The sequence below is a fragment of the Virgibacillus sp. NKC19-3 genome (genome assembly GCF_019837165.1).
Classification (GTDB): domain Bacteria; phylum Bacillota; class Bacilli; order Bacillales; family Amphibacillaceae; genus Virgibacillus_L; species Virgibacillus_L saliphilus.
On the sequence record NZ_JAGYHC010000001.1, the window covers coordinates 2,315,022 to 2,339,554 of the forward strand.

The 24,533-nt window shown below is 39.0% G+C and carries 20 protein-coding genes and 1 pseudogene; all 21 read right to left on the reverse strand.

Features of this window, described 5'->3' with window-relative positions; translation table 11 throughout:
• Nucleotides 1–7: 7 nt before the first annotated feature.
• The 21 genes and pseudogenes from yfmH to rpsO all read right to left on the reverse strand — a co-directional run bounded on the left by yfmH (nucleotide 8) and on the right by rpsO (nucleotide 24,500).
• Complete coding sequence (gene yfmH / locus KFZ56_RS11235) at nucleotides 8–1,291, reverse strand: EF-P 5-aminopentanol modification-associated protein YfmH (RefSeq protein WP_222642018.1); 1,284 nt, start codon at nucleotides 1,289–1,291, stop codon at nucleotides 8–10.
• On the reverse strand, nucleotides 1,284–2,570 hold the full coding sequence (gene yfmF, locus KFZ56_RS11240) for an EF-P 5-aminopentanol modification-associated protein YfmF (RefSeq protein ID WP_222642019.1): 1,287 nt from the start codon (nucleotides 2,568–2,570) through the stop codon (nucleotides 1,284–1,286). Before yfmF ends, yfmH begins: the two co-directional genes overlap by 8 nt.
• 121 nt (nucleotides 2,571–2,691) lie before the next feature.
• Nucleotides 2,692–3,651, reverse strand: a complete 960-nt coding sequence (locus KFZ56_RS11245) for an ABC transporter permease (RefSeq protein ID WP_222642020.1) — start codon at nucleotides 3,649–3,651, stop codon at nucleotides 2,692–2,694.
• On the reverse strand, nucleotides 3,588–4,697 hold the full coding sequence (locus tag KFZ56_RS11250) for an ABC transporter permease (protein ID WP_222642021.1): 1,110 nt from the start codon (nucleotides 4,695–4,697) through the stop codon (nucleotides 3,588–3,590). Before KFZ56_RS11250 ends, KFZ56_RS11245 begins: the two co-directional genes overlap by 64 nt.
• A pseudogene (locus tag KFZ56_RS11255) lies at nucleotides 4,698–6,226 on the reverse strand (ABC transporter ATP-binding protein).
• A 106-nt stretch (nucleotides 6,227–6,332) separates the two neighbouring features.
• Nucleotides 6,333–7,445: a BMP family lipoprotein gene (locus KFZ56_RS11260; protein WP_222642022.1), complete on the reverse strand. Its 1,113-nt coding sequence runs from the start codon at nucleotides 7,443–7,445 to the stop codon at nucleotides 6,333–6,335.
• A 109-nt stretch (nucleotides 7,446–7,554) separates the two neighbouring features.
• Nucleotides 7,555–8,280: a GntR family transcriptional regulator gene (locus tag KFZ56_RS11265; RefSeq protein WP_222643974.1), complete on the reverse strand. Its 726-nt coding sequence runs from the start codon at nucleotides 8,278–8,280 to the stop codon at nucleotides 7,555–7,557.
• 250 nt (nucleotides 8,281–8,530) lie between these two features.
• Nucleotides 8,531–10,831, reverse strand: coding sequence for a DNA translocase FtsK (locus KFZ56_RS11270; RefSeq protein ID WP_222642023.1), 2,301 nt, complete (start codon nucleotides 10,829–10,831; stop codon nucleotides 8,531–8,533).
• A 109-nt stretch (nucleotides 10,832–10,940) separates the two neighbouring features.
• Complete coding sequence (locus KFZ56_RS11275) at nucleotides 10,941–11,156, reverse strand: YlzJ-like family protein (RefSeq protein ID WP_222642024.1); 216 nt, start codon at nucleotides 11,154–11,156, stop codon at nucleotides 10,941–10,943.
• The gene (locus KFZ56_RS11280; protein WP_222642025.1) at nucleotides 11,153–11,881 is read right to left on the reverse strand and encodes a ClpP family protease; all 729 of its coding nucleotides are present in this window, start codon (nucleotides 11,879–11,881) and stop codon (nucleotides 11,153–11,155) included. Before KFZ56_RS11280 ends, KFZ56_RS11275 begins: the two co-directional genes overlap by 4 nt.
• Before the next feature lie 271 nt (nucleotides 11,882–12,152).
• On the reverse strand, nucleotides 12,153–13,019 hold the full coding sequence (gene dapA / locus KFZ56_RS11285; RefSeq protein ID WP_222642026.1) for a 4-hydroxy-tetrahydrodipicolinate synthase: 867 nt from the start codon (nucleotides 13,017–13,019) through the stop codon (nucleotides 12,153–12,155).
• Nucleotides 13,020–13,025: 6 nt separating this feature from the next.
• Nucleotides 13,026–14,258: an aspartate kinase gene (gene dapG / locus KFZ56_RS11290; protein ID WP_222642027.1), complete on the reverse strand. Its 1,233-nt coding sequence runs from the start codon at nucleotides 14,256–14,258 to the stop codon at nucleotides 13,026–13,028.
• Nucleotides 14,259–14,270: 12 nt separating this feature from the next.
• Nucleotides 14,271–15,317, reverse strand: a complete 1,047-nt coding sequence (asd, locus tag KFZ56_RS11295) for an aspartate-semialdehyde dehydrogenase (protein WP_222642028.1) — start codon at nucleotides 15,315–15,317, stop codon at nucleotides 14,271–14,273.
• A gap of 66 nt (nucleotides 15,318–15,383) precedes the next feature.
• Nucleotides 15,384–15,974, reverse strand: a complete 591-nt coding sequence (gene dpaB / locus KFZ56_RS11300) for a dipicolinate synthase subunit B (RefSeq protein WP_222642029.1) — start codon at nucleotides 15,972–15,974, stop codon at nucleotides 15,384–15,386.
• A gap of 1 nt (nucleotide 15,975) precedes the next feature.
• Complete coding sequence (gene dpaA, locus KFZ56_RS11305; protein WP_222643975.1) at nucleotides 15,976–16,851, reverse strand: dipicolinic acid synthetase subunit A; 876 nt, start codon at nucleotides 16,849–16,851, stop codon at nucleotides 15,976–15,978.
• A 145-nt stretch (nucleotides 16,852–16,996) separates the two neighbouring features.
• A complete protein-coding gene (locus KFZ56_RS11310; protein ID WP_222642030.1) occupies nucleotides 16,997–17,233 on the reverse strand; it encodes a YlmC/YmxH family sporulation protein in 237 nt (78 codons plus the stop codon).
• Between the two features lie 70 nt (nucleotides 17,234–17,303).
• A complete protein-coding gene (locus KFZ56_RS11315) occupies nucleotides 17,304–18,527 on the reverse strand; it encodes a M16 family metallopeptidase (protein WP_222642031.1) in 1,224 nt (407 codons plus the stop codon).
• A 32-nt stretch (nucleotides 18,528–18,559) separates the two neighbouring features.
• Nucleotides 18,560–19,501, reverse strand: a complete 942-nt coding sequence (locus KFZ56_RS11320; RefSeq protein ID WP_222642032.1) for a polysaccharide deacetylase family protein — start codon at nucleotides 19,499–19,501, stop codon at nucleotides 18,560–18,562.
• Nucleotides 19,502–19,781: 280 nt separating this feature from the next.
• A complete protein-coding gene (gene ltrA / locus KFZ56_RS11325) occupies nucleotides 19,782–21,041 on the reverse strand; it encodes a group II intron reverse transcriptase/maturase (protein WP_222640737.1) in 1,260 nt (419 codons plus the stop codon).
• Nucleotides 21,042–21,632: 591 nt separating this feature from the next.
• Complete coding sequence (pnp, locus tag KFZ56_RS11330; protein WP_222642033.1) at nucleotides 21,633–23,747, reverse strand: polyribonucleotide nucleotidyltransferase; 2,115 nt, start codon at nucleotides 23,745–23,747, stop codon at nucleotides 21,633–21,635.
• Nucleotides 23,748–24,230: 483 nt separating this feature from the next.
• Entirely contained in the window at nucleotides 24,231–24,500 is a 270-nt protein-coding gene (gene rpsO / locus KFZ56_RS11335) for a 30S ribosomal protein S15 (protein ID WP_222642034.1), read from the reverse strand.
• Between the last annotated feature and the right edge of the window lie 33 nt (nucleotides 24,501–24,533).

The following is a 24,533-nucleotide window of genomic DNA, read 5'->3' on the forward strand; positions in this document are numbered from 1 at the left end:
TGTCTCCTTACTCCGCAGCTATAGTACATACAGATATACGATCTTCCTTGATCCAATCTTGTACGAAGTCATTTACTTCCTGAAGTGTTATGGATTGTAGGGTAGGAATCACTTCAAATAAATCGATATCCAGCGTATGATAATGAATATATTGATTTGCAATAAATTCCAACGAATTCATTGCACGTAATAATTGACCGATTTGTTTTTTCTTCATACGCTCCAATTCTTCCATTGTAATCGATGCGGTATTTGTTGACAATAATAGTTCTTTCACCTTCCCTGCGAATTCATCCGGTCGATCCGTATTACTTCCTATTAAAGAATATCCGAAATTCTTCTCTAAATTGGTCTCAAAAAAGAAACTGCCATCAATAAGCGCTTCATTATATAACATTTGATAAAATGTCCCGCCTTTGGAAAAGTAATGATCCATAATCATACCTTGCAGTAAATCCTTTTTCAAAAATGCCTCTCCTTTTAATGCAGTGGATAATTCCTTAATTCCAATGGTACATTTCGGAATAGATACCGGCATGACAAGTTTATTTTCTTTCATAGCAACTTCTGTTGGCTCATCCGGAAATTCTCTTTCTATATGATCCATCTTCTTAAACTCTTTTGCTTGTTGATTTGATTGAATCAAATTCATCATACTATCAGCATCAAAATTTCCAGCAATAAATAATGTCATATTCTCCGGATGATAAAACGTGTTATAACAAGTATACAAATCATCTTTTGTAATCGTGTTAATGGAATCCACCGTACCTGCTATATCTATATTTACAGGATGATTTTGAAACAGGGCTTTCATTGTCCCCATGAATGATTGTGAATCCGGCTGATCATCATACATCTTGATTTCTTGTGCAATAATTCCTTTTTCCTTTTCAACGGATTCCTCTGAAAAATAGGGATCCTGAACGAAATCAATTAATGTCTCTACATTTTTTTCAATATGATTGGTAGCAGCAAATAAATAAGCTGTTTTCGTAAATGAGGTATAGGCATTTGGAGAAGCGGCTTGTTTTCCAAAATCTGCAAAAACATCTCTGTCCTCTTTTTCAAATAATTTATGCTCTAAAAAATGAGCGACTCCTTCTGGAACTGTAATTTTTCCACTTTCTCCAATTGGAGTAAACGTCTGATCAATGGACCCATAATTTGTTGAGAATACGCCGTATGTTTTAGCCATCTCATGTTTTGGCAATAAATAAACGGATAACCCATTCTCCAATTTTGCTGCATATAAGGTTTCCGAAATATCACTGTACGTTTGTTTATGCATCGGACTTTCCTCCCTCACTTGTTAATAGGTAAACTGTATCTTCTTCTATTTTATTCGCAACTTCCACAACATTGTCTTTGGTTACTGTTTTAATAGTTGCAATTAATTCCTCTGGATTCAATTCTTTCTCTCCCAGCACTTGTTGATACAGAAGTTCAATTAAACCCTGTGGATTATCCATTGTTTCCAATAACTGATTAACGATTAATTCTTTCGTTTCATTTATTTCAGTTTCCGTAAAATTGCCATCTTTCATTTCCTTCATTTGCAGTTTTATAATATCTCTGGCCTTTTCAAAGTCATTTGGAGCAATCCCGCTTAAAACAAATAATAGACCTTTATGGCTTTCAAATCGAGAGGCAGCATAGTAAGCTAGACTGTTTTTTTCTCTCACATTGATAAATAATTTCGAACTAGGAAACCCACCAAAAATACCATTAAAAACATGAAGGGCGAAATAATCTTCATCATGAAATGTCGTATTTGTTCGGTAACCTATATGCAATTTTGCCTGTTGAATATTTTGCTCTTCGATGATTTCTTTCGGCTTCGTATTATTCTTCGTTATTATTTCTTGCTGCGGTTTGGAATCTGACGTATGTCGTTTCATGGATTCGGTAATTTTTTTCTTCACTTTTGCTTCGTCAAAATCACCGAGTACGTAGATATCCAACTGATCTTCTCTGAGCATCGATTGATAATAGTCATATAATGATTCTTTCGTTATCGCATTTAAGTCCTCTTCATATCCATGTACATGGATATGATAGGGTTCCCCTTCACACATTTCGTCAATTAAACGCATATTGGCATAGCTCATTTTATTATCCTTAATGGAATTCATTCTTTGTCTTAAGGTGTCTTTTTCCCGATTAAACGTTTTCGGTTCAAAGGAATGATTGGACGCATTCGGATGAAATAAAAGTTCACTCATTAACGCAATTCCTTCATCCATAATAGATGATTCTTCCGGGATAAACTTTTCATTTGCCACCTCCAGACGAATACTAATAACATGATTTTCGCCTTTTTTGGCTCCATCAATGGAAAGGACTGCTCCATATAACGCATCTAATTTCAATTGAAGTTCCTTTCTGCTCGGATACGTTTTTGTCCCTTGTTTCAGAATATAGGGTAGTAATGCTCTATTGGTTATCGTCTCACGTGTTAATGGTGCTTTTAATTTAACCACAATATTCATTGTTTTAAACTTTTTACTTTGAATAAAATGGAGATTCAATCCATTTTCATTGACTTTTCTTTCTTCAACCTTATTCATTAAACATCCTCCAATACGATGTAGTCACCTTTATTCTGCACATATTTACCATTCGTCATCCATTATAACAAAAAAACACTGACTTGCTATCGATAACAAGTCAGTGTCATGGTTGATTATATTATCTGCTGCCTTTAATATACGGTTCTCCATTTGCCCCTGGAGCTTCAGCACGACCGATAAAGCCTGCTAAAGCAAGAATAGTAAGGACATATGGTGCAATTAGCAAAAACACCTGTGGCACATCGGCAAGAAGCGGAATTCCCCCACCAATCACACTCAAACTTTGAGCAAAGCCAAAAAATAATGCTGCACCCATTGCGCCCAGTGGATGCCACTTCCCAAAAATAACTGCCGCAAGTGCCATGAATCCCTGACCAACAATCGTAGCGTGAGAAAAGTTTAAAGCGATCGTAAGCGCGAATACAGATCCGCCTAATCCTCCCATTGCACCTGAAACAATAACTGCAATGTAGCGCATTTTGGAAACATTAATACCATTTGTATCTGCTGCCATTGGATGCTCTCCCACAGCACGTAAACGTAAGCCAAATGGTGTCTTATATAATATATACCAGGCTACAATTGCGAGTATAATGGCAAGATAGGATGATACATATATATTTTGGAACAATATAGGACCGATAATTGGGATATTAGCCAACAAGGGAATATCCGTCGTATAAAATGGTTGGGATACCATATCAGTCTGTCCCTTTCCAAACCATTGTTTTGTTAAGAAAACACCTAGACCTAACGCTAAGAAATTGATTGCTACACCGCTTACTACTTGATTAGCCCTAAAAGAAACAGCAGCCACCGCATGAATAATGGAAAATAGCGCTGAAATAATGGTAGCAATAATAATGGATACCCACGGGGTCCAGACGCCAAAAACATCAGCAAATGCTAAATTAAATACAATTCCCACGAAGGCTCCCATTACCATTAAACCTTCTAAACCAATGTTTACTACGCCTGATCTTTCACTAAATACGCCACCTAGTGCTGTAAATATCAGAGGGGCTGAAAAGAAAAGTGCCGGTGGAATAATCGATTGTAAAAGTTCAACGAATCCCATTTACTTCCCCCCTTTTTAAAGCGAAGTACAACCAGGCGAATGATATAACTTGATGCAATCGAGAAAATAATTAATGCAATGATGATATCTACTAATTCAGTAGGTACGCCGGCTTCTGTTGGCATGTTTAAAGCACCAACCTTTAGTGCACCGAATAAAAAAGCTGCCAGCACCACACCAAAAGCGGTATTTGCACCCAATAACGCAACAGCTATCCCATCAAATCCTAAGTTTGTAAAGCCATTTTGAACAGCCATATGTTGAAATGTTCCCAAACCTTCCATGGAACCAGCCAATCCTGCAAAAGCTCCAGAAACAATCATAGCCAATATAATATTCCTTTTTACACTCATACCAGCATACTTGGATGCATGTTGGTTAAAGCCAACAGATTTAAGCTCGTACCCGATTGTTGTCCGTTCGATTATAAACCACATCAATGCTGCCATAAGTAAAGCTATCAAAATCCCATAATGCATACGTGAAAAATACGTTAATCCTTGCAACCATTCCGAAGCGAGTGAGGCAGAAGCAGCAATATTATCAGTTCTATCTTCATGATTCGATAGTACACTTCTTACGATAGCGTTTGAACTATACAATGCTACATAATTCAACATAATGGTTACAATAACCTCATGAACACCTAAGGTTGCCTTCAGAAGACCAGGTATAAATCCCCACAAGGCCCCTGCAAGTGCTGCAACTATTATAGCGACAGGTAAGTGAATATAGATCGGCGCATCCATAGAGATGCCAATCCAGATCGCTACCAGCCAACCGACAATAACTTGTCCTTCTGCACCAATATTAAACAAACCTGCTCGAAAGGCAAACGCCACCGCAAGACCGGTTAATAACAGTGGTGTTACTTGTCGAATTGTTTCCCCCATAAAATATAGGTCTCCAAAAGCACCTTGCCATAATGCCATATAACCCTCAATCGGATTATAACCGAAGATAAGCATGATAATAGCACCTGCGAAAAGGCCAATAAATACAGATATAATCGGAACAAGTATGTTAAACGCTTTATTTGAAGTCATTTACCCTCCACCCGCCTTTTCTTTCTTGCTACTTCCGGCCATTAATAACCCTAACTCTTGCTCATCTGTTTCCGCTGGTTTTAGATCAGCAACAACCTTACCATCAAAAATCACAGCGATACGATCACTTACATCCAATATTTCATCTAATTCAAAAGAGATTAATAAAACAGCCCTTCCTTTATCTCGTTCTTCAATTAGTTTTTTATGAATGAATTCGATGGCTCCAACATCCAACCCCCTTGTTGGTTGTGAGGCTATTAATAAATCAGGTGAACGATCTACTTCACGACTAATAATCGCCTTTTGTTGATTACCGCCTGATAGAGACCTGGCAGGTGTATATGTATTTGGTGTCCGAATATCATATTCTTCTATAAGTTTGTTGGCTTTTTCATCTATTTTTTATAATTCAACACTTTATTTCTAGAAAATGGTTGCTGATAGTATGTTTGCAGGACCATATTCTCTCCAATAGGAAAATCAAGTACCAGTCCAAACTTATGACGGTCTTGTGGAATATGAGCGACACCGCTTTCTGTTATTTTACGCGGTGATAAATTTTTAATATTCTTATCATTCAATTGGATAGATCCCGATTCAGATTTTGTTAACCCGGTTATCGCCTCTACTAATTCCGACTGGCCATTCCCATCAACGCCAGCAATTCCTACTATTTCACCAGCACGTACTTCCAGATTTAACCCCTTTAACCTATCTATCTTTCGGGAATCTTTCACAACTAGATTATCAATTTTAAGAACCGCTTCTTTCGGATTAGCAGGTTTCTTTTCTAATTCAAAACTAACTTCACGGCCAACCATAAGGGACGATAATTCATGAACGGTTGTAGTTGCTACATCCAGGGTATCGATCCCCTTCCCTTTACGAATAACTGTACACCGGTCGCATATTCGCATAATCTCCTTTAGTTTATGTGTGATTAAAATAATGGATTTACCTTCTGCAATTAATGAACTCATTATATCCATTAATTCCGTGATTTCCTGGGGTGTTAAAACAGCAGTAGGTTCATCAAGAATTACTATATCCGCTCCCCGATAAAGCGTTTTCAAAATTTCTGCACGTTGTTGCATTCCGACAGAAATGTCACTTATTTTTGCGCTTGCATTAACCTTAAGTCCATACTTATCGGATAACGCTTGTACTTCTTTTTCTGCTTTCTTAACATTAACCTTCCCCTTATTAGTAGGTTCATTTCCAAGAATGATGTTTTGAGTTACGGTGAATGGTTCAACTAACATGAAATGCTGGTGAACCATTCCTATCCCAAGGTCATTTGCAACATTAGGGTCGGTAATATGCACCTTCTCCCCTTTCATTCGAATTTCACCTTTATCAGGTTGATATAAACCAAAAAGTATATTCATTAATGTAGATTTACCAGCACCATTTTCTCCTAACAACGCATGAATCTCACCCTTTTTTAATTGTATTGTTATGTCATCATTAGCAATAACACTAGGGAATTCCTTACGTATGTTTAGCATTTCAATAACGTAATCCACCATTTCCCCCTCCTTTAATGAAAAGCTTCCGTATCCAGTGGAACTTTGGGTAGAAAAAAACAGATAAAGAGGTGAAAAAGGCCGGCATTTCCGGCCATTTTCAGTTTTACAATGTCTCCAAATAAGATTCCAGATCATCATGCGTTTGTGGCACTTCTACGTCACCACTCTTAATTTTCTCTTCCCACTCTTCCACTTCTGCTAAAATATCCTCCGTAAGTGCTTCTTCATTTGTAGTGGCAATGCTTACACCTTCGTCTTCTAATCCGAATTCGACTACTTCACCACCTGGAAATTTACCATTAAGCCCTAGATTACTAACTTGTTGTACAGAAGTATCAACGCGTTTAATCATCGAGGTAAACGTAACATTATAGTCTCCGATTGAACCTTCATCATACTGGTCACGGTCAGCCCCAATTACCCATACTTCACGGTCAGGATCGTTTTGTTTCAAATCTTTTCCCTGTGCAAATACGCCATTACCTGCAGCGCCAGCAGAATGATAAATAATATCAGCGCCATCATTATACATCCGAGTTGCAATTAATTTCCCATCATCGGAGGAACTAAAATCACCTACATATTGTGCGTCTACTTCAATATCCGGATTAATAGATTTGATTCCGGCGATAAAGCCTGTTTCAAATTTATTTATTAAATCCGAATCAACACCACCAATAAATCCTATCTGATCGGTATTTGTTTTTAACGCAGCAGCAACGCCCGCAAGAAACGATCCTTCATGCTCAGCAAATGTAATACTCGCTACATTTGGCGCATCCACAACGGTATCAACAATTGCAAAGTCTGTATCAGGGTTTTGTTCAGCTACTTGGCTAATGGCATCCTCTAATAAGAAACCGATACCAAAAACTAGATCATAGTCGTTTCGCACCAGGCGAGTCAAGTTTGGTAAATAGTCTGAAGCCTCATTGGATTGTGCGTATTCATATCCTTCACCTTCAGCAAGACCATGCTCTTCTCCCCATGCCTCAAGCCCTTCCCACGCTGATTGGTTAAATGATTTATCATCAACTCCACCTTCATCGGTAACCAAACCTGCAGTATAGTCAGATGATTCATCTCCCGTAGCTTCGCCTTCCTCCGCATCATTTCCGGATCCTGAGGCATCTTCATCGTTTCCTCCACATGCAACTAAAACCACCATAAGACTTAAGATTAAAGCAAACAATAACATTATTTTCCGTTTGTCCATTCAATATGCCCCCTCATTTTTCACTAATTAAAACGCATGATATAGGTTGCAGGTAATACATCCGCTTGGTTATATTACTGGATCACCTCCTCCACATAATTGAAAGCCTTTACAACCTTTTTCTTAAAACATGAAAACTAAATACATCGGACCGGAAGTAATTTGCGGAATAAAGAACCGGTTCATCTTCCTCGGTATAATGCATTTGCTTTAGCAGTAACAAGGACTCTTCAGGGTCACAATTTAAAATTTCATAAATTCGATCGTGATATCCAATGGGTTCAATATAGGTGACTGCATAACTGATATAGGTGCCGGTATATGCTTCCATAAGTTTGAACAAAGAATCATTTTTATGCAATTCATCGATTGGTACCAAGCCTGCCGGAATTTTGTCAATACAAAAAACGACCGGCTTTTTATCTGCAGTTCGAATTCGTTCGATTTTTGCAAGCTTTTGTATGTCCTTTGGGGCAAATCTTTCTCGATCATCTTCTGTGGGTTCAAGCAATTCCGTTGTTAAATATTGGGATCCGGCCTTTCTCCCTGACTGCTCTATCATATAGGTGACGCTATTTAATTGTTCGATGCCAGAAGAGAAAATAGGCTTAGGATTCACGAATGTTCCAACTCCATGCCTTCTAGTCACAACATTATCTTCTTCTAAAATACGCAGTGCCTCTCTTAGCGTCGCACGTGACACTCCTAGGTGCTTAGATAGTTGGAATTCAGATGGTAGTTTTTCTTTCTCTTTATATTTGCCTATTTCTATTCCTCGTTTTATCTCATCAATTACTTGTAAATATAATTGACGTGCGTCCATTTTTATGGAAATGATAATCCCTCCCTATTAAATTTGTGATTTCAATTGAAAGAGATTCGACCTCAGACCTATGACTCAATCTCCGTCATAACTATACCATTTTTCAAAAAATAAATAAATAGATTCAAGACAAGTTTAGAGAAAGATTATTTATCTGTAGACATTTCGTAACAAAATCCGAGCAGCTATCTAACCATGCTAAAAAGACAGTATAGTCCAAATTTGCTTTGGCTATATACTGTCTTTGATGTAGCTAATCCTCTTATGAAGATCTTTCTTCAGTGTTTTCCTGTGAAACCAATACGGTTCTTGGCTTACTCCCTTCATATGGTCCGACAATTCCTCTGTCTTCCATTGCATCGATTAAACGTGCCGCTCTTGTATAACCGATCCGAAATCTCCGTTGTAACATGGAGACACTTGCACTTTGCATTTCTATAATAAGATGAACAGCATCATCATAAATTTCATCCTCAACCTCTTCGGAAACTTGACTTGCCTCCTCAGGAATCATTTCTTCTTGATACGCAGCTTTTTGCTGATCAATACAATGGTCAACAACTCTTTCCACTTCCGTATCGGATAAAAATGCACCTTGAACCCTAAGTGGTTTAGAGGCACCTACCGGATGGAATAACATGTCCCCACGACCTAACAGTTTGTCAGCACCGCCCGAATCCAAAATAGTACGTGAATCTGTTGCAGAAGATACACTAAAGGCAATTCGCGACGGTATATTTGCTTTAATAACACCTGTAATAACGTCAACAGATGGACGCTGTGTTGCAATGATTAGATGAATACCAGCAGCACGTGCCATTTGTGCAAGTCTAGTAATGGAATCTTCTACATCACTGGAGGCTACCATCATTAAATCTGCTAATTCGTCTACCAATACAACAATATATGGGAGATTCGGTTGTGCTTCTTCCTCCTCAACCGTTTGATTATATTTTCGGATATGTTCATTATATCCTTCAATATTACGTGTCCCTGTATCGGAAAACAAATCATACCTTCTTTCCATTTCAGCAACCACTTTTTTCAGTGCTCTTGAAGCCTTTTTCGGGTCTGTAACTACGGGTGCGAGTAAATGGGGGATGCCATTATAAACATTTAACTCTACTTTTTTCGGATCTATCATCATCATTTTAACTTCATGAGGTTTTGCCCGCATTAAAATGGTTGTTATGATACCATTTACACACACACTTTTACCACTGCCTGTTGCTCCCGCTACTAATAAATGGGGCATTTTATTTAACTCGGATACAATCGCTTCTCCCGAAATATCACGACCTAATGCGAATAATAGTTTGGAATCTCGGTTATTCATCCGGTTATCCAATACTTCTCGAAGCGATACCATTGCAATCTCTGTATTTGGAACTTCAATTCCTACAGCAGATTTACCCGGGATGGGCGCTTCTATTCGAATATCTTTTGCGGCTAATGCAAGGGCTAGGTCATCATGCAATCCAACTATTTTACTGACTTTTACCCCTTCATCCGGGTAGACTTCATACTTCGTCACAGCAGGGCCTACATGGACCCTGGTAATTCTAGCTTTCACACCGAAACTAGTAAATGTACGCTCCAGTTTCCGTACGGTGGCTTGGATCTGCGACTTCTCCTGCTGCTGTGAATTATGTGCCGGTTCGGCTAACAGATTAGGAGGGGGTAATTCATATTCATGATTTTCTGATTCCGTCATTGCCATATTCGTAATTGCTTCATCTTCATCTGCATCCTCTTCTGTTTTGCTTTCATCCATCACTGGTTCATTTGTTTCCTGCTCAGATGAAGAATAAGCTGCATCTGTAAAATCCTGAATCAACGGCTCTTCATAGGTAACATCATCCTTCTTCTCTGGGAGTACTGTTTCAAATTGTTCTTCCTCTTTACGTATATTCTTTTCCGTCCTGGTATTCTTTTCCATTCTAGCATTCTTCCAACGCGACCAATAATTGCTGAGCACTGACTTTATCTTTTTCCACAAATTAGAGAAAAAGTCTCCCAAAGATAGCTCAGTCATAAAAATAACTCCTATAATGATAGAAAACGCAGCAACAATTTGTGCCCCAGCTGAGGAAAATAAATAGTAACTAAACGTAAAAAGAAGCCCACCAACCAGACCTCCACCTGTTTGAGTTGCTGTACCTTGTCCATTTACATAAGAAATGAAATTATCCCATGTTGCCCCAAGTATGGAACTGTCTCCAACGGTCACAAGTAGACTTTCCATTGTTTGAATATGTGTTAACAATAATATTCCTGCAAATAGAATATAAAAACCAGTCATTTTCTTGTTTGCAAAATCAGGGTAACGTCTTTTTATTAATAGGATGATTCCTGTAATAAATAAAAATATGGAGGCGACAAAATACCAGATACCTAAAAACAGTCGAAATATTTGCTCCAATCCACCAGGAATTGCTCCATCACTAATAGCACTTGCTCCACTTCCAAATATAGCAAGGAATATAAATAATAATCCTAACAATTCAAATTTCACTTGTTTTTTCAGCTTGTTATTTCTTCGCTTTTTTCTTTTTTTAGCCATTTTTTCACCTCTATTATCGATAGGCTATGTATACATGAATCGTAAACCCTTGCCTAAAAAATGGCAAGGGCTACTTGATATTATATCATAAAAACTCCAATTCATAAGGTCAATTTTTTTTAGGCAAAATATTTCCCGGTGTATATTTCTCATCCAGAAAATCTTGAGGATCTGTTGACATTAACTGTAAAAGTTGATAATTTCCTTCATCCGTCTTCTCTACATATAATGACCTTCCATCATAGGAAATCACATGCCTGCTAGTGAATGAATCGGGGGATTGTGGGAAAATCTCAGCTTCTGACATAGGGGTGTATAAGATCATTGGATCACCTGGTTTTCTGTATCTTTATTTTCATTAATCAATTCGTTCACTTTTTTCATTGCTTCATTGACACCGCCAATACCATCAATCAATCCATATTCAACAGCATCTGTGCCAATCACGTTTGTACCAATATCTCTTGTTAAATTCCCTTTTGCAAACATGAGTTCTTTAAACTTTTTCTCTTTAATATTCGAATGATTGGTAACAAAATCAATCACTCTATCCTGCATTTTATCTAGGTATTCAAAAGTCTGTGGTACTCCAATCACCAGTCCATTTAAGCGAACTGGATGGATCGTCATAGTTGCTGTCGGTACAATATAGGAATAATCCGTTGCTACAGCAATCGGGACTCCTATGGAATGCCCCCCACCTAATACAATAGAGACCGTTGGTTTGGAAATAGAAGAAATCATTTCCGACAACGCCAATCCTGCCTCAACATCTCCTCCTACAGTATTTAGTAAAATCACCAGTCCTTCAATTTTGGGATTTTGTTCAATTGCAATCAATTGAGGAAGTAAATGTTCATATTTCGTCGTTTTATTTTGTGGTGGTAATTGCACGTGACCTTCCACTTGTCCAATGATTGTAAGGACATGCACATTGGTATCAGGAGCTTGGGGTACATTTGATTGTCCTAATTGCTGGATTTTTTGCACCAACTCCGACTTATTTTCTTCTTCATTTTGATCCTCTTTTTTCCCCGGTTCATTATCCATTTTCGAACACTCCTTCACGAATTTAATCATTCTATAAGTAGTATGAACGGAAATAGACAGTTACATACGAACAAAGATGGAAGTGCGTCTCCCTTTATCGTAATGGAGGAATGCGAAAGCTGGGACTGCTAATTGTGTCCCACCAAAGAGATTTAGTAGGTGGTGGACACACTGGAGAAAGATGGGCTTATTTGGTTATTGAATAACCCACGATTTAGAAAAATTAACTTCCATTAAATTAGAAATATCGGCTACTGGCAGCCGATATTTCTTAATTATCCATTGTTTCTTTTAATGCTTTCTCTTCCGCTTCCGTAAGAGGAAGAAGTGGCAATCGTACAGACCCTGTATCGATACCTTTCATTTTCAAGGCTGCTTTCACTGGTGCGGGAGATGGTACGTTGAATAACTCCCTCATAAGTGGGAGCAATTTTCGATGTTTGGAAGCTGCTTCTTCCGTCTTACCCACACGATAGGCTTTTATCATATCTTGTATTTCATTGCCCGAAATATGAGATGCAACGGAAATAACACCTTCAGCACCTATTGCAAGCAGCGGCAACGTTAACGCATCTTCTCCGCTGTATACAGTGAAACCATTATCTGTACCCTCAATCACCGCCGCAGCCAGATCCAAATCTCCGGACGCCTCCTTTAACGAAACAATGTTATCAATTTTACTCAAGCTTATAATGGTTTCTGCATTTATTGTGACAACAGAACGGCCGGGAATATTATAAAGCATAACAGGAAGTTTGGTTGCCTCAGCAATTGCCTTGAAATGTTCATACATACCGCGTTGAGATGGTTTATTATAATATGGTGCTACAATCATCACAGCATCCACGCCAACTTCTTGAGCCTCTTTTGTCAAAGCGATGGATGCCAATGTATCATTGCTGCTGGTTCCAGCTATTACTGGAACTCGTTTATTCACTACATTAACAACATGTTTAAACAAGTTGATTTTTTCTTCTATCGACAACGTTGGTGATTCACCAGTAGTACCATTGATTACAAGCCCTTCTGTACCATTAGCAAGTAAATAGTCAATTAGTAGGCTAGTTTGCTCATAATCGATGCCACCTTCTTTGCTAAATGGTGTTACCATTGCCGTCAATACACGACCAAAATTCATCTTTTATCAACTCTCTTTTGTATATATTGGTTTATTCATACTTAATTCAAACACATCGTGCAGCGCATTTACAGCTGATTTTAAATTTTCGCCATGCACAAGCACCCATATTGTCGTATGACTATCTGCTGATTGTAATATTTGTACTCCAGCATTCGTAAGTGCCTGCACAATGCTGGATACAACCCCGGGAATTCCTGTCATACCAGCGCCAACCGCAGAAACTTTAGCACATCCCTCTGTAATCTCCGGGTGAAATCCAAGCATTTCTAAAATATAGACCGCTTTTGATGTAAAGGCTTCCGGCACCGTATAAACAACGCCACTTGGTGAAATATTGATAAAGTCGACTGAAATTCCCGCTTCAGCCATTGCTTTAAACACCTCTGACTGCATACGATATGCTTTTTCTTTTGTTTGAATTTTTATTTGTGTAATGGAGGTCATATGAGCGATACCGGTTACCTTTTGATCCGTAATATCCGTACCCGTTCTAGAAGAAGTAATTAATGTCCCTGCATCTTGCAAGTAAGTTGGCCTCACCCGCATCGGAATACCAGCCTGCATGGCAATTTCCACTGCACGTGGATGGACCACTTTTGCCCCCTGATATGCCAAGTTACAAATTTCAGTATACGTAATAGAATCCAATTGCCGTGCGGAATCCACAACGTGTGGGTCCGCAGTCATAATACCATTTACGTCTGTGAATATTTCCACGCGTTCAGCCAGTAATGCAGTGCCAAGCGCTGCTGCAGTCGTATCACTACCACCACGACCAATTGTCGTTATCTCACCTGACTGTGTTTGTCCTTGGAACCCTGCAACAACGACAACATCATTATTCTCCAATTCATTTAGAATACGGGTTTGATTTACTTTCTTTATTTTTGCTTGATTAAAATCATCTGTAGTCAAAAATCCAGCTTGTGCTCCGGTTAATGCTGTTGCAGTTATATGATGTTTTTTCAATTCATTGGATAAAACTACTGCAGAAATGACCTCGCCGCATGACATTAGCATATCAAGTTCGCGACTTGAGGGTTGGTTTGCAGGAAAGTCAACGAGACTTAATAATGTATCTGTTGCATATGGATCAGGCTTTTTCCCAAGTGCTGATACAACAACCACGAGTTTATAATCCATCATTAATGCATTCTTAATATGTTTGACTACATGCCCTCTGTTTTCCTTGGTTCCTACAGAAGTTCCACCAAATTTTTGAATCAATATCTGCATTGTAACCCTACCTTACAACCATTTATTTTGAATTAATGCAGCTGCTATTTGTATAGTATTCCATGCAGCTCCTTTCAATAGATTATCGGAAACGACCCACATATGGAATCCTTTATCATTATCTAAATCCTTTCTTACACGACCAACAAAAACATCTTCCTTGTCTGTTGCATGTAAAGGTGTTGGATAAATTTGCATTGTAGGATCATCTTCCAATACAACCCCATCCGCATGATTTAGAACTTTCCAAAGATCAGGAACAGTTAAACCTTCCTTTTCCACCTCGATATATATGCTTTCTGCATGCGATCTAAAAATAGGCAGTCGAACACAAGTTGCCGCAATCGCAAGTTCGGGTTCATGCATAATTTTCTTTGTTTCGTTAATCATTTTCATCTCTTCAAACGTATACCCATTTTCCTGAAACACATCGATTTGCGGAAGCGCATTAAATGCAATCGGATAGTGCTTTTCATCCCCTTTTACGGGCAATAATTCTGCTGTCATTTCTTCATTGGCTGTGTATTGATTAATTTGTGCATCTAATTCGTTATTTGCCTTTTCCCCGGAACCTGAGACTGCTTGATATGTTGATACTATCACACGCTCCATCCCATAAGCATCGTGAAGCGGTTTTAATGCTGCTACCATCTGAATGGTAGAACAATTTGGATTCGCAATTATTCCTTGATGGTTTTGAATATCGGATTGATTAACCTCTGGTACCACAAGTGGTACATCTGGATCCATTCGATAAGCGCTTGTATTATCAACAACGACAGAACCATGTTTTACTGCTTCAGGAACCAATTGCTTCGAAACAGACCCACCAGCAGAAAATAAGGCAATATCCACTCCGGCAAAACTATCAGGAACTGCCGCCTCTACCGTTATCTCTTTTCCTTTAAATGGTATCTTCTTTCCAGCTGATCTTTCTGAAGATAAGAATGTTATTTCGTTTATCGGGAGATCTTTATTTTCTAAAATTTGTATTATTTTTTGCCCCACCGCACCGGTTGCTCCTACAACTGCTATATTGTATGCTGTTTTTTCTGCCATTTACATAACTCCCCTTCACCAATAGTAAAATTAGTACTATTCCCTTAAGGTTTTATTTTATCATAATTAATCCATATGAGGAATAATAACCGGTTGGATTTGTGAAGAATGCAGTGCAGATTCTACGGTAGGAATTAAATAATCCATATTGGATACCAAAGAATTTGGCTTTTTATATGGACTATCCTGGCCATACGGAATAAAATAGATATATTTTGTGGCCATTAATCGCATTAGGTTTACCCCGTTTAGCCCCAGTGCATCATTTGTTGACACACCTAAGACGACAGGACTTTGGTTTCGTATTGTTGATTTTGCCGCCATTAATACTGGTGTATCAGTAATGGCATTGGCAAACTTACTTAAAGAATTTCCGGTTAAAGGAGCGATTACCATACAATCTAATGGATTTTTTGGACCAAGGGGCTCAGCTTCCGGAATAGTTGAGATGATACTTTTTCCGGTAATCGATTCTATTTTTTCAATTCTTTCTTTTGCCTTTCCATGTTTCGTATCTGTATTTTTCACCGTATAGGACACTATTGGAATAACTTCCGCTCCCACAGTCATCAACTTCTCCAACTGTGGAAAAACTTTTTCATACATATGATGCGAACCTGTAAAACCAATACCAATTCGCTTTCCTTCTAAGCTCATGTTAATCTCCTTTCACCACTGATTGTTTAATAACATCCGCTAAAATCCTTCCAGCAGTTTTAGGGGCCACAATACCTGGCAGGCTTCTCGATAAAATAGCCGTAATCCCCCTTTGCTTTGCGTAAACAAAATCTGTTCCACCAGGATTGGAAGCAAGGTCTACTATTAACGCATGCGGCGGGAGGTTTTGAATAGAATCTTTTGTCACAACTCGTGCAGGAATCGTATTTATTAATAAGTCACATTCATTTGTATATGCAGGAAGATCGGCTAACGGAACAGCTGTTAAACCCATCTCGGTAATTCTAGCCAATTCTTTGATACTACTGGCACTTACGGATACTTTGGCACCGAGCGCTGCAAATTTGTTTGCTACTGTATTCCCAACCCGGCCAAAGCCAACTACATTGACTCGAGAAGAATGAATCGTATAATCCGTATGTTCAATTGCCATCATAATTGCTCCTTCTGCAGTTGGTATGGAGTTATAAATGGCAACATCATCTCGGTCTAATAAAGGGATTAACGAGATATTTGCTTCTTTTGTCACGGTTGATAAATAATCATTTGTGATGCCCGTAAAGATCAGTGCCGTTTTCTTCAATTGCTTAAACCATTGCTTTGATAATTGAATGGGATGATCTGAAAAGACAGTTTCAACTCCACCTTTTTCGTCTGTTCCGGTAATCGGCAAAACAACCGCATCTAATTTTTCCAGCTCTAGCTCATCTACTTCCATTTGCGTTAATCCCATAAATCCCTGTTCTAAGTTATCAAAACCTACAAGAATAATGGTTGTCTCCGGCAACATATTGAGCTGTCGAATTAACTCCAAGTAGCGCTCGTCGCCACCAATCACAGCGATTAATCGATTCATTACGATAAATAACCTCCAAACTACATTTCCTAAGATCATTTCCTTATAGCTTATGCCTTTGGCACCTGTTAGTGATAGTACTTTTAAAAAATAAAACAAAAAAGCTGATATTACAATTGTAATACCAGCTAGAAGAGAATTTGTCTTATTCATCCAATTCAATCATAATCATATCTTCACCAATTGTTTTAATGGAACTCCAACGGATTTTCTGCTCCTCTCCTTCCTTTTTTAGACCAAACCATTTATAATTTGGAATGATGAAAGATTCAATTTGTCCAGATTTCTCATTAATTTCCAAATCAGTTTGCCCTAATATTCCCAATCTGGCCCCTTGATTGACATTGACAATTTCTTTTCCGCTAATATCTTTATAACGCATTTCAACCCCCCATTAAGTTAAGCTTCTACATATATATGCCAAAAAAAATAGCCTATGTATAAGACATAGGCTAACTGGACACCTCAGGGGCAATGACAGCTGTAGAAGAAGGCTGGTTAAATAGCTTTTCAATTACTTTTTGTATGGAGTCATGATTAACTGCGTCAATCTCACGAATCATTTCATCAAGTGTACGATGCCGATGAAGGAGCATTTCATTTCTCCCGTTACGACTCATTCGACTATTTGTACTTTCAAGACTTAACATTAAGTTTCCTTTTAATTGTTCTTTACTGTTGATTAATTCTTTATCCGTTAATCCACTTTTCATCAGTGTTTCTACTGTTTTATCAATGGTATCGCGTAGTAAAGGAAGTTGATCTTTCCCCGTACCTGCATAAATGGTTAATAATCCGTTATCCAAAAAAGATGAGTGGTAGGAGAAAACAGAATAAGCTAATCCCTGTTTTTCCCGTACTTCCTGAAATAATCTTGAACTCATACTTCCACCAAGTACGTTATTCATGATAATTAAACTATACGTATTTTCATCGCCAACAGGTAATCCGTCATAACCTAAACATAAATGCGCCTGTTCTGTGTCTTTATTCCGTTCAATTTTCCCTGCTAAAAAAGTTGGCCTCACAATGGGTGAAGGTTCATGATCTGCATAGTAAGACCCGAAATAATCTTCAATTTTTGCCATAAAAGAATCGTCGGTATTGCCTGCAACGGATATAACGACGTTTTCCGGTATGTATTGCTCTTTCATATAATTTCGGAGTGTGTCAGCATTAAATCCCTTGAGATGTTCTTCTGTACCCAGAATAGGATATCCTAATGGATGTACGCCATAGGAAGCTTGCGCCAATAAATCATGTACAATATCATCTGGGGTATCTTCATACATTTTTATTTCTTCATAAATCACTTTCTTCTCCCGTTCCATCTCTTCTTCATCAAACGAGGAATGAAAGAACATATCTGCCAGAATTTCAAGTGCATACGCTTTATGTGTATCCAATACTTTGGCAAACAAACAAGTATACTCTTTAGATGTAAATGCATTTACTTGTCCGCCGATGGAATCAAACGCCTCTGCAATATCCTGTGGCGACCTGTTTTTTGTACCCTTAAAAAACATATGCTCTAAAAAGTGAGAAATTCCATTATTCATTGTTGTTTCATTTCGTGATCCGGTTAATATCCAAATCCCAATTGTAACAGAACGGACTGCAGGAATATTTTCCAGTACAATACGAAGCCCGTTTTTACTTGTGTGTTTCTCTATCATGCTTTTCCTCCTGTCAATTCCAGTGTCAATTCTTACCTTTCTTCATTTAACAGTTTATCTAATGTGCCAATCCGGTAACCATTTTCCTTAATGTCTTTAATTAATGGGTCAAGCCCTTCTGCAATTGATTCAGTCGGGTGCATTAACACCGTGGCACCAGGGTGAAGTTTCTCATTTACTCGATTTATCATAACAGAAACAGAAGGATTCTTCCAATCAATTGTATCTACAGTCCAAAGAATCGTTTCCATGTGCAAATCATCTGCAACTTGAACAACCTGATCTGTATAATCTCCACTGGGGGGAGCAAACCATTTTGGAGCATCGCCAGTGATTGCTTTAATTATTTCATTCGTTTGATTGATTTGCCTAGTATTTTCCTGCTGAGATAACCTGGACATATTTGGATGATTATATGCATGATTCCCAATAGTGTGGCCTTGTTCATCAATCATTTCCACGAATTCAGCATTTTCCTGAGCCCATTGTCCTTCAAGAAAAAATGTTGCTTTGACATTATGTTCTTTTAGGATGTTCAATATATCCGGAATATGTTCCGTTCCCCACGACACATTTATTAAAAATGCTACCATATCTTTTTCCGGATGGCCCCGGTATATAGGGGATACGTCTAAATCATTCAATCTTATTTCCGGAGGTATTTGTTCATACACAAGTAACGATTCATGAAATACACCTTCTTTTTTCATTTTTTCGTATGATGCGTCGATATTAACTTTCAAACCATTTCTTCCAGGTGTTTTTTTCCAAACAGTGTCAATATATGCATTTTGAGGAGGTAATGAGTAGTCGGAGCTTTTCGCTTGTATTTCTTGGTATAGGGTGTCGTTCGTTTTCATCACCTCAAATGTGTTTACTTCTGATATAAAAAAAGGATTATCATTCGGATTAAAAGCTAAAGCAACGATTAGAATAAATACACAAAAGTTAACAGCTCTCTTGTAATGATGCATACCAATCCCCCCTGCGCTCCATTATATGACTGATAGGGACAGGGTATGATAAACGAATAGGATGGTTTGTCCCTATAAGGAACAAAAGCGCAGGAGTGTCTGTTTAAAAACGTAGAGATGAAAGCAATGGAACGGAGATTAGATGAATGGGACTTATCTCCAATAATCTTGATAAGTCAACGTGAATCTTATACGCAGAAAGAAAATCGAGTAGGAGGAGGTGACTAACCTCCGACCTCTCACACCACCATACGTACGGTTCCGTATACGGCGGTTTCATTTATGTCCAACGCTTCGTTAGATAGCTATTAGTTAGACTCTTCAAGCCTTGTTCTGACCAGTATTGGTCACCAAGTGCTCTATGCAAGATAGGGCTATTGGCGGTTCGCCAATAGCTCTTTCTTGTGTTTGCCCATTCCCACGCTTTTCCTTTCTTGATTCCTTGTTTCACAAGATTCTTGTGTTTCGTTTTCACTTTCTTCCACTCTTTCCAACGTATCATTCGTAGACGTCTTCGAATCCATCCGTCGAGTTCCTTGAATATCGTAGGTGTTTCTGCTAACTGGTAGTATCCCAGCCAGCCTGCGAGATATTGATTCAGTTTCTCGATTCTGTCCCCCATATTCATGGATTTCTTTCGAGACGTTAATTCTCGGATTCGTCGCTTGAAACGTTTGATGCTCTCTTTCGCAATCCGTATCTTGGGATTTTCCTTATGAAAGGTGAATGAGAATCCAAGGAATTTACGTTTCCATGGGCGGTCTACCGCACTTTTCTCTTTATTGACTTCCAATTTCATCTTCTTCTCTATAAAGTTGGTGATACTTTCCATTATTCGGTGTCCTGCCCTTTTCGAACGGACATAAATATGAAAGTCATCCGCATAGCGCACGAAATGGAGTCCTCTTTTCTCTAACTCTTTGTCCAGTTCATCCAGGACAATGTTTGAGAGAAGCGGACTTAACGGTCCGCCCTGAGACGCTCCTTCTGTATTCGGATGTACCACTCCGTCTTCCATGATTCCTGCTTGCAGGAATCTGCGGATAAGCTGAAGGACTTTCGGGTCTTTGACCCTCCGACTTAGCGTCCGCATCAAACGGTCGTGGTTTACTTTATCGAAGAATTTCTCTAAATCCATATCAATCACCCAGCGATATCCGTCCTTCATGTATGCCCTAGCTTTCCTTACAGCGTCGTGACCTCGACGCTTTGGGCGGAAGCCATAGCTATTTTCCGAGAAGGTCGGGTCATATATCGTGGTGAGCACTTGTGCGATGGCTTGTTGGATAAATCGGTCTAACACGGTGGGAATACCCAGTTTCCTCATACCGCCGCCTTCTTTACGGATTTTGTAATGGCGGACAGGCTGAGGATAGTAGGTTCCTGTTTCCAGTTGTTCCCGAATAGAAGCCCAGTGTTCAACGATATGCGCTCGTAAGTTTTGTACGGGCATTCCATCAACTCCGTGACTTCCTTTATTGCGCTCTACACGATGCAGAGCTGTCATTAAGTTTTCCCGTGATAGGATTTGTTCCAACATGTTATCTAACTCCTGCGTGAATTGTCCTTTCTTCTTGTGTGGCAATGTCTCTCAGCCCTTCTAATGTCCCCGCGGGATTCACCGCTTCTTCCATTAGGAAGGTTTTCATGTTTCTGCTTCTTCGAGTATTGCGTACGCAAAGTGGCAATTCTCCTTAAATGATTCAGCCCTTCCCAGATATTCTAGAAGTATCTGGTACTACGGCTTCGGCTGACTTCTGATAGTTCAGTGAACATTCGCATGTTCAGTTACGGCATGTGTACCGCGTTTCTATCAGACCTCCCAGGGTAAGTACACACTCTTCCTCCCCATATCCCTTCTTCATTTACTCTATGCACCCTTTGGCAGTAAGGGCTTTGACTTGTTATGCAGTCTCACCCAAGTACATCTAGCCTTCTATGAAGTTCGTGTTCCTAAGGGCGGGGATTTGCCGCCGACTTCCTTCAGATTCTGGGTCACCCCAGACACCCTTGTCTTGAGCTAACCACTACTACTGCCTTCGTGATTCGGGACTTTAACCCTAGAGAATGTGCACATGCCTGGCACACATAAAAAAGAAACTGGTTTGCCAGCTTCTTGTTTCATTTAATCTTATGATTTTGCTTCTTGCTGTTTTTCCTTTTCTTCTTTTAGAACTGCTTTTCGAGAAAGGTTTATCCGTCCCTGATTATCAATTTCTTTTACCTTCACCATTATTTCATCCCCGATGGAAACAACATCTTCTACTTTGTTTGTTCTTTCTTCCTGTAGTTCGGAGATATGAACGAGACCGTCTTTGCCTTTAAACAATTCTACAAAAGCCCCGAATTTTTCAATGCGTTTTACTGTACCTAAATACATTTCACCAACTTCAACTTCTCTCACAAGGTCGTCAATAATCTGTTTCGCCTTCTCATTCATAGAGGCATCTGTTGATGAAATAAAGACACCGCCGTCCTGTTCAATATCAATTTTAACCCCGGTTTCCTCAATAATTTTATTAATTTGTTTACCGCTTGGTCCAATAACAGATCGAATCTTATCTGGATTAATATGCATGGTTAAAATTTTAGGTGCATATTGGGAGAGTTCAGTTTTAGGTTGTTTAATTGTAGCCAACATTGATTCTAGAATATGCATGCGGCCTATTTTCGCTTGGTGTAATGCTTCTTTTAAAATCTCTTTAGAAAGGCCTTCAATTTTAATATCCATTTGTAATGCAGTAACACCTTGTTCAGTACCGGCAACTTTAAAGTCCATATCACCTAAAGCATCTTCCATACCTTGAATATCCGATAATATAGAATAGTCATCTCCAGATTTAACAAGCCCCATTGCAATCCCGGCGACTGGTGCTTTAATAGGCACACCTGCATCCATCATAGCAAGCGTACTTGCACAAATACTTGCCTGTGATGTAGAACCATTGGATTCCAATACCTCTGACACCAAGCGAATGGTATATGGAAATTCCTTTTCGGACGGAACAACTTTTTCAAGTGCCCTTTCTCCCAACGCTCCATGTCCAATTTCACGGCGACCAGGGCCCCTAATAGGTCCGGTTTCACCAACACTGTATTGCGGAAAATTATAATGGTGCATGAACCGTTTGGACTCTTCCAAATCCAGTCCATCCAATATTTGAACATCTCCTAATGCTCCAAGGGTACAAATACTCAGTGCCTGGGTTTGTCCGCGTGTAAAAAGACCGGAACCATGAGTTCTCGGAAGAACTTTAATCCGTGATGACAATGGGCGAATTTCATCAAGTTTACGACCATCCGGACGTATCTTTTCTTTCGTTATTAGACGACGTACCTCTTCTTTGACTATTTTATCAAGAGCAGATTTCACTTGTGAAATAATTTCAGGTTCTTCTTCCTCATATTTCTCAAGAACTTCATCTTTCACTACATCTATTGCTTCTTCTCTTGCGTGTTTCTCTTGCACTTGAATTGCTGCAACCATTTTTTCCTTTGCTTCAGCCTCTACTTTTGCAACAATTTCTTCATCTGATTCAAATAAGGAAACCTCTGATTTTGGCGCACCTGCAGCCTCTATGATATCTTCTTGAAATGCAACCAAACGTTGAATTTCCTTATGACCATACATAATTGCTTCAAGCATTGTCTCTTCAGGAACTTCCTCTGCTCCAGCCTCTACCATATTAATTGCATCTTTCGTTCCAGCTACTGTTAAGTCAATATCGCTTTTTTCTTCCTGCTCCACACTGGGATTGATAATAAACTCCCCATCAACCCGTCCGATTTTAACACCTGCAATTGGTTCGGCGAATGGGATATCTGAAATACTTAACGCAATGGATGAGCCAGTCATTGCTGCCATTTCAGACGAACAATCCTGATCAACACTCATTACCGTTGAAATAACTTGGACCTCATTTCTGAACCCATCCGGAAATAATGGACGTATAGGACGGTCGATTAGTCGAGAAGTTAAGGTTGCCTTCTCACTAGGCCTCCCCTCTCGTTTGATAAATCCTCCAGGAATTTTGCCCACTGCATACAAACGTTCTTCATAGTTTACCGTTAATGGGAAAAATGGAAGATCCTTTGGTTGTTTTGATGCTGTTGCTGCAGTTAATACTGAGGTGTCTCCATAATGAATCATACATGCTCCATTTGCTTGTTTAGCCAGCTCTCCTATTTCGACAGTAAACGGTTTACCTGCAATCTCTGTAGAAAAAACTTGTTTTTCTTCTGACATTCGTTATGATACTCCTTTCACTAAACATTCTTCTCTATTTTATAGTTTATAAGCAGGAATGTAAATTTTATGTAGTTAAAATATAAACAAAGGCGGAAACGCCCGGTTAGCAACGTACAAACTGAAGCATTCCGCAGAGATTAGATGAACCTGACTTATCACACCAATAATGGCGAAATTCCAAGTGAATCTTACGCTTGGAAAGCGAAAAGGAAACATCCCCCTGCATCAAGGGACCGTGAGTTGGCTGGCAAGGCCGTTCTTAGTCGGCCTTCCTTTACCAAGGAACCGATGCCCGCTTATCGTAATGAAAGATGCACAAATTTAGGGCTGCGCTAACGCTCGTCCCACCAAAAACATCTGCTAGTTGCTGGGCGCTGGAGCCAGACGCGGCTTAGATAGTTACTGAATTATCTACAACCACAAAATTCTATACTTTCCTAGGCTACAAAAAAAGCAGGATTCCTCCTGCTTTTGTAACTATTATCGACGTAATCCCAGATTTTTAATTAAATCACGATAACGGATAATGTCTTTATTACGCAGATAATTTAATAAATTACGACGTTTACCGACCATTTTCAAAAGACCGCGACGTGAATGATGATCTTTTTTATGAACACGTAAATGTTCATTTAATTTGGTTATTTCTTCAGTAAGCACTGCAATTTGTACTTCTGGAGAACCAGTGTCATTTTCATGAACTTTATATTCATTAATAATTTCATTCTTGCGTTCTTGTGTGATAGCCATCTGGCTCACCTCCTAATCATAAATTATATCCCC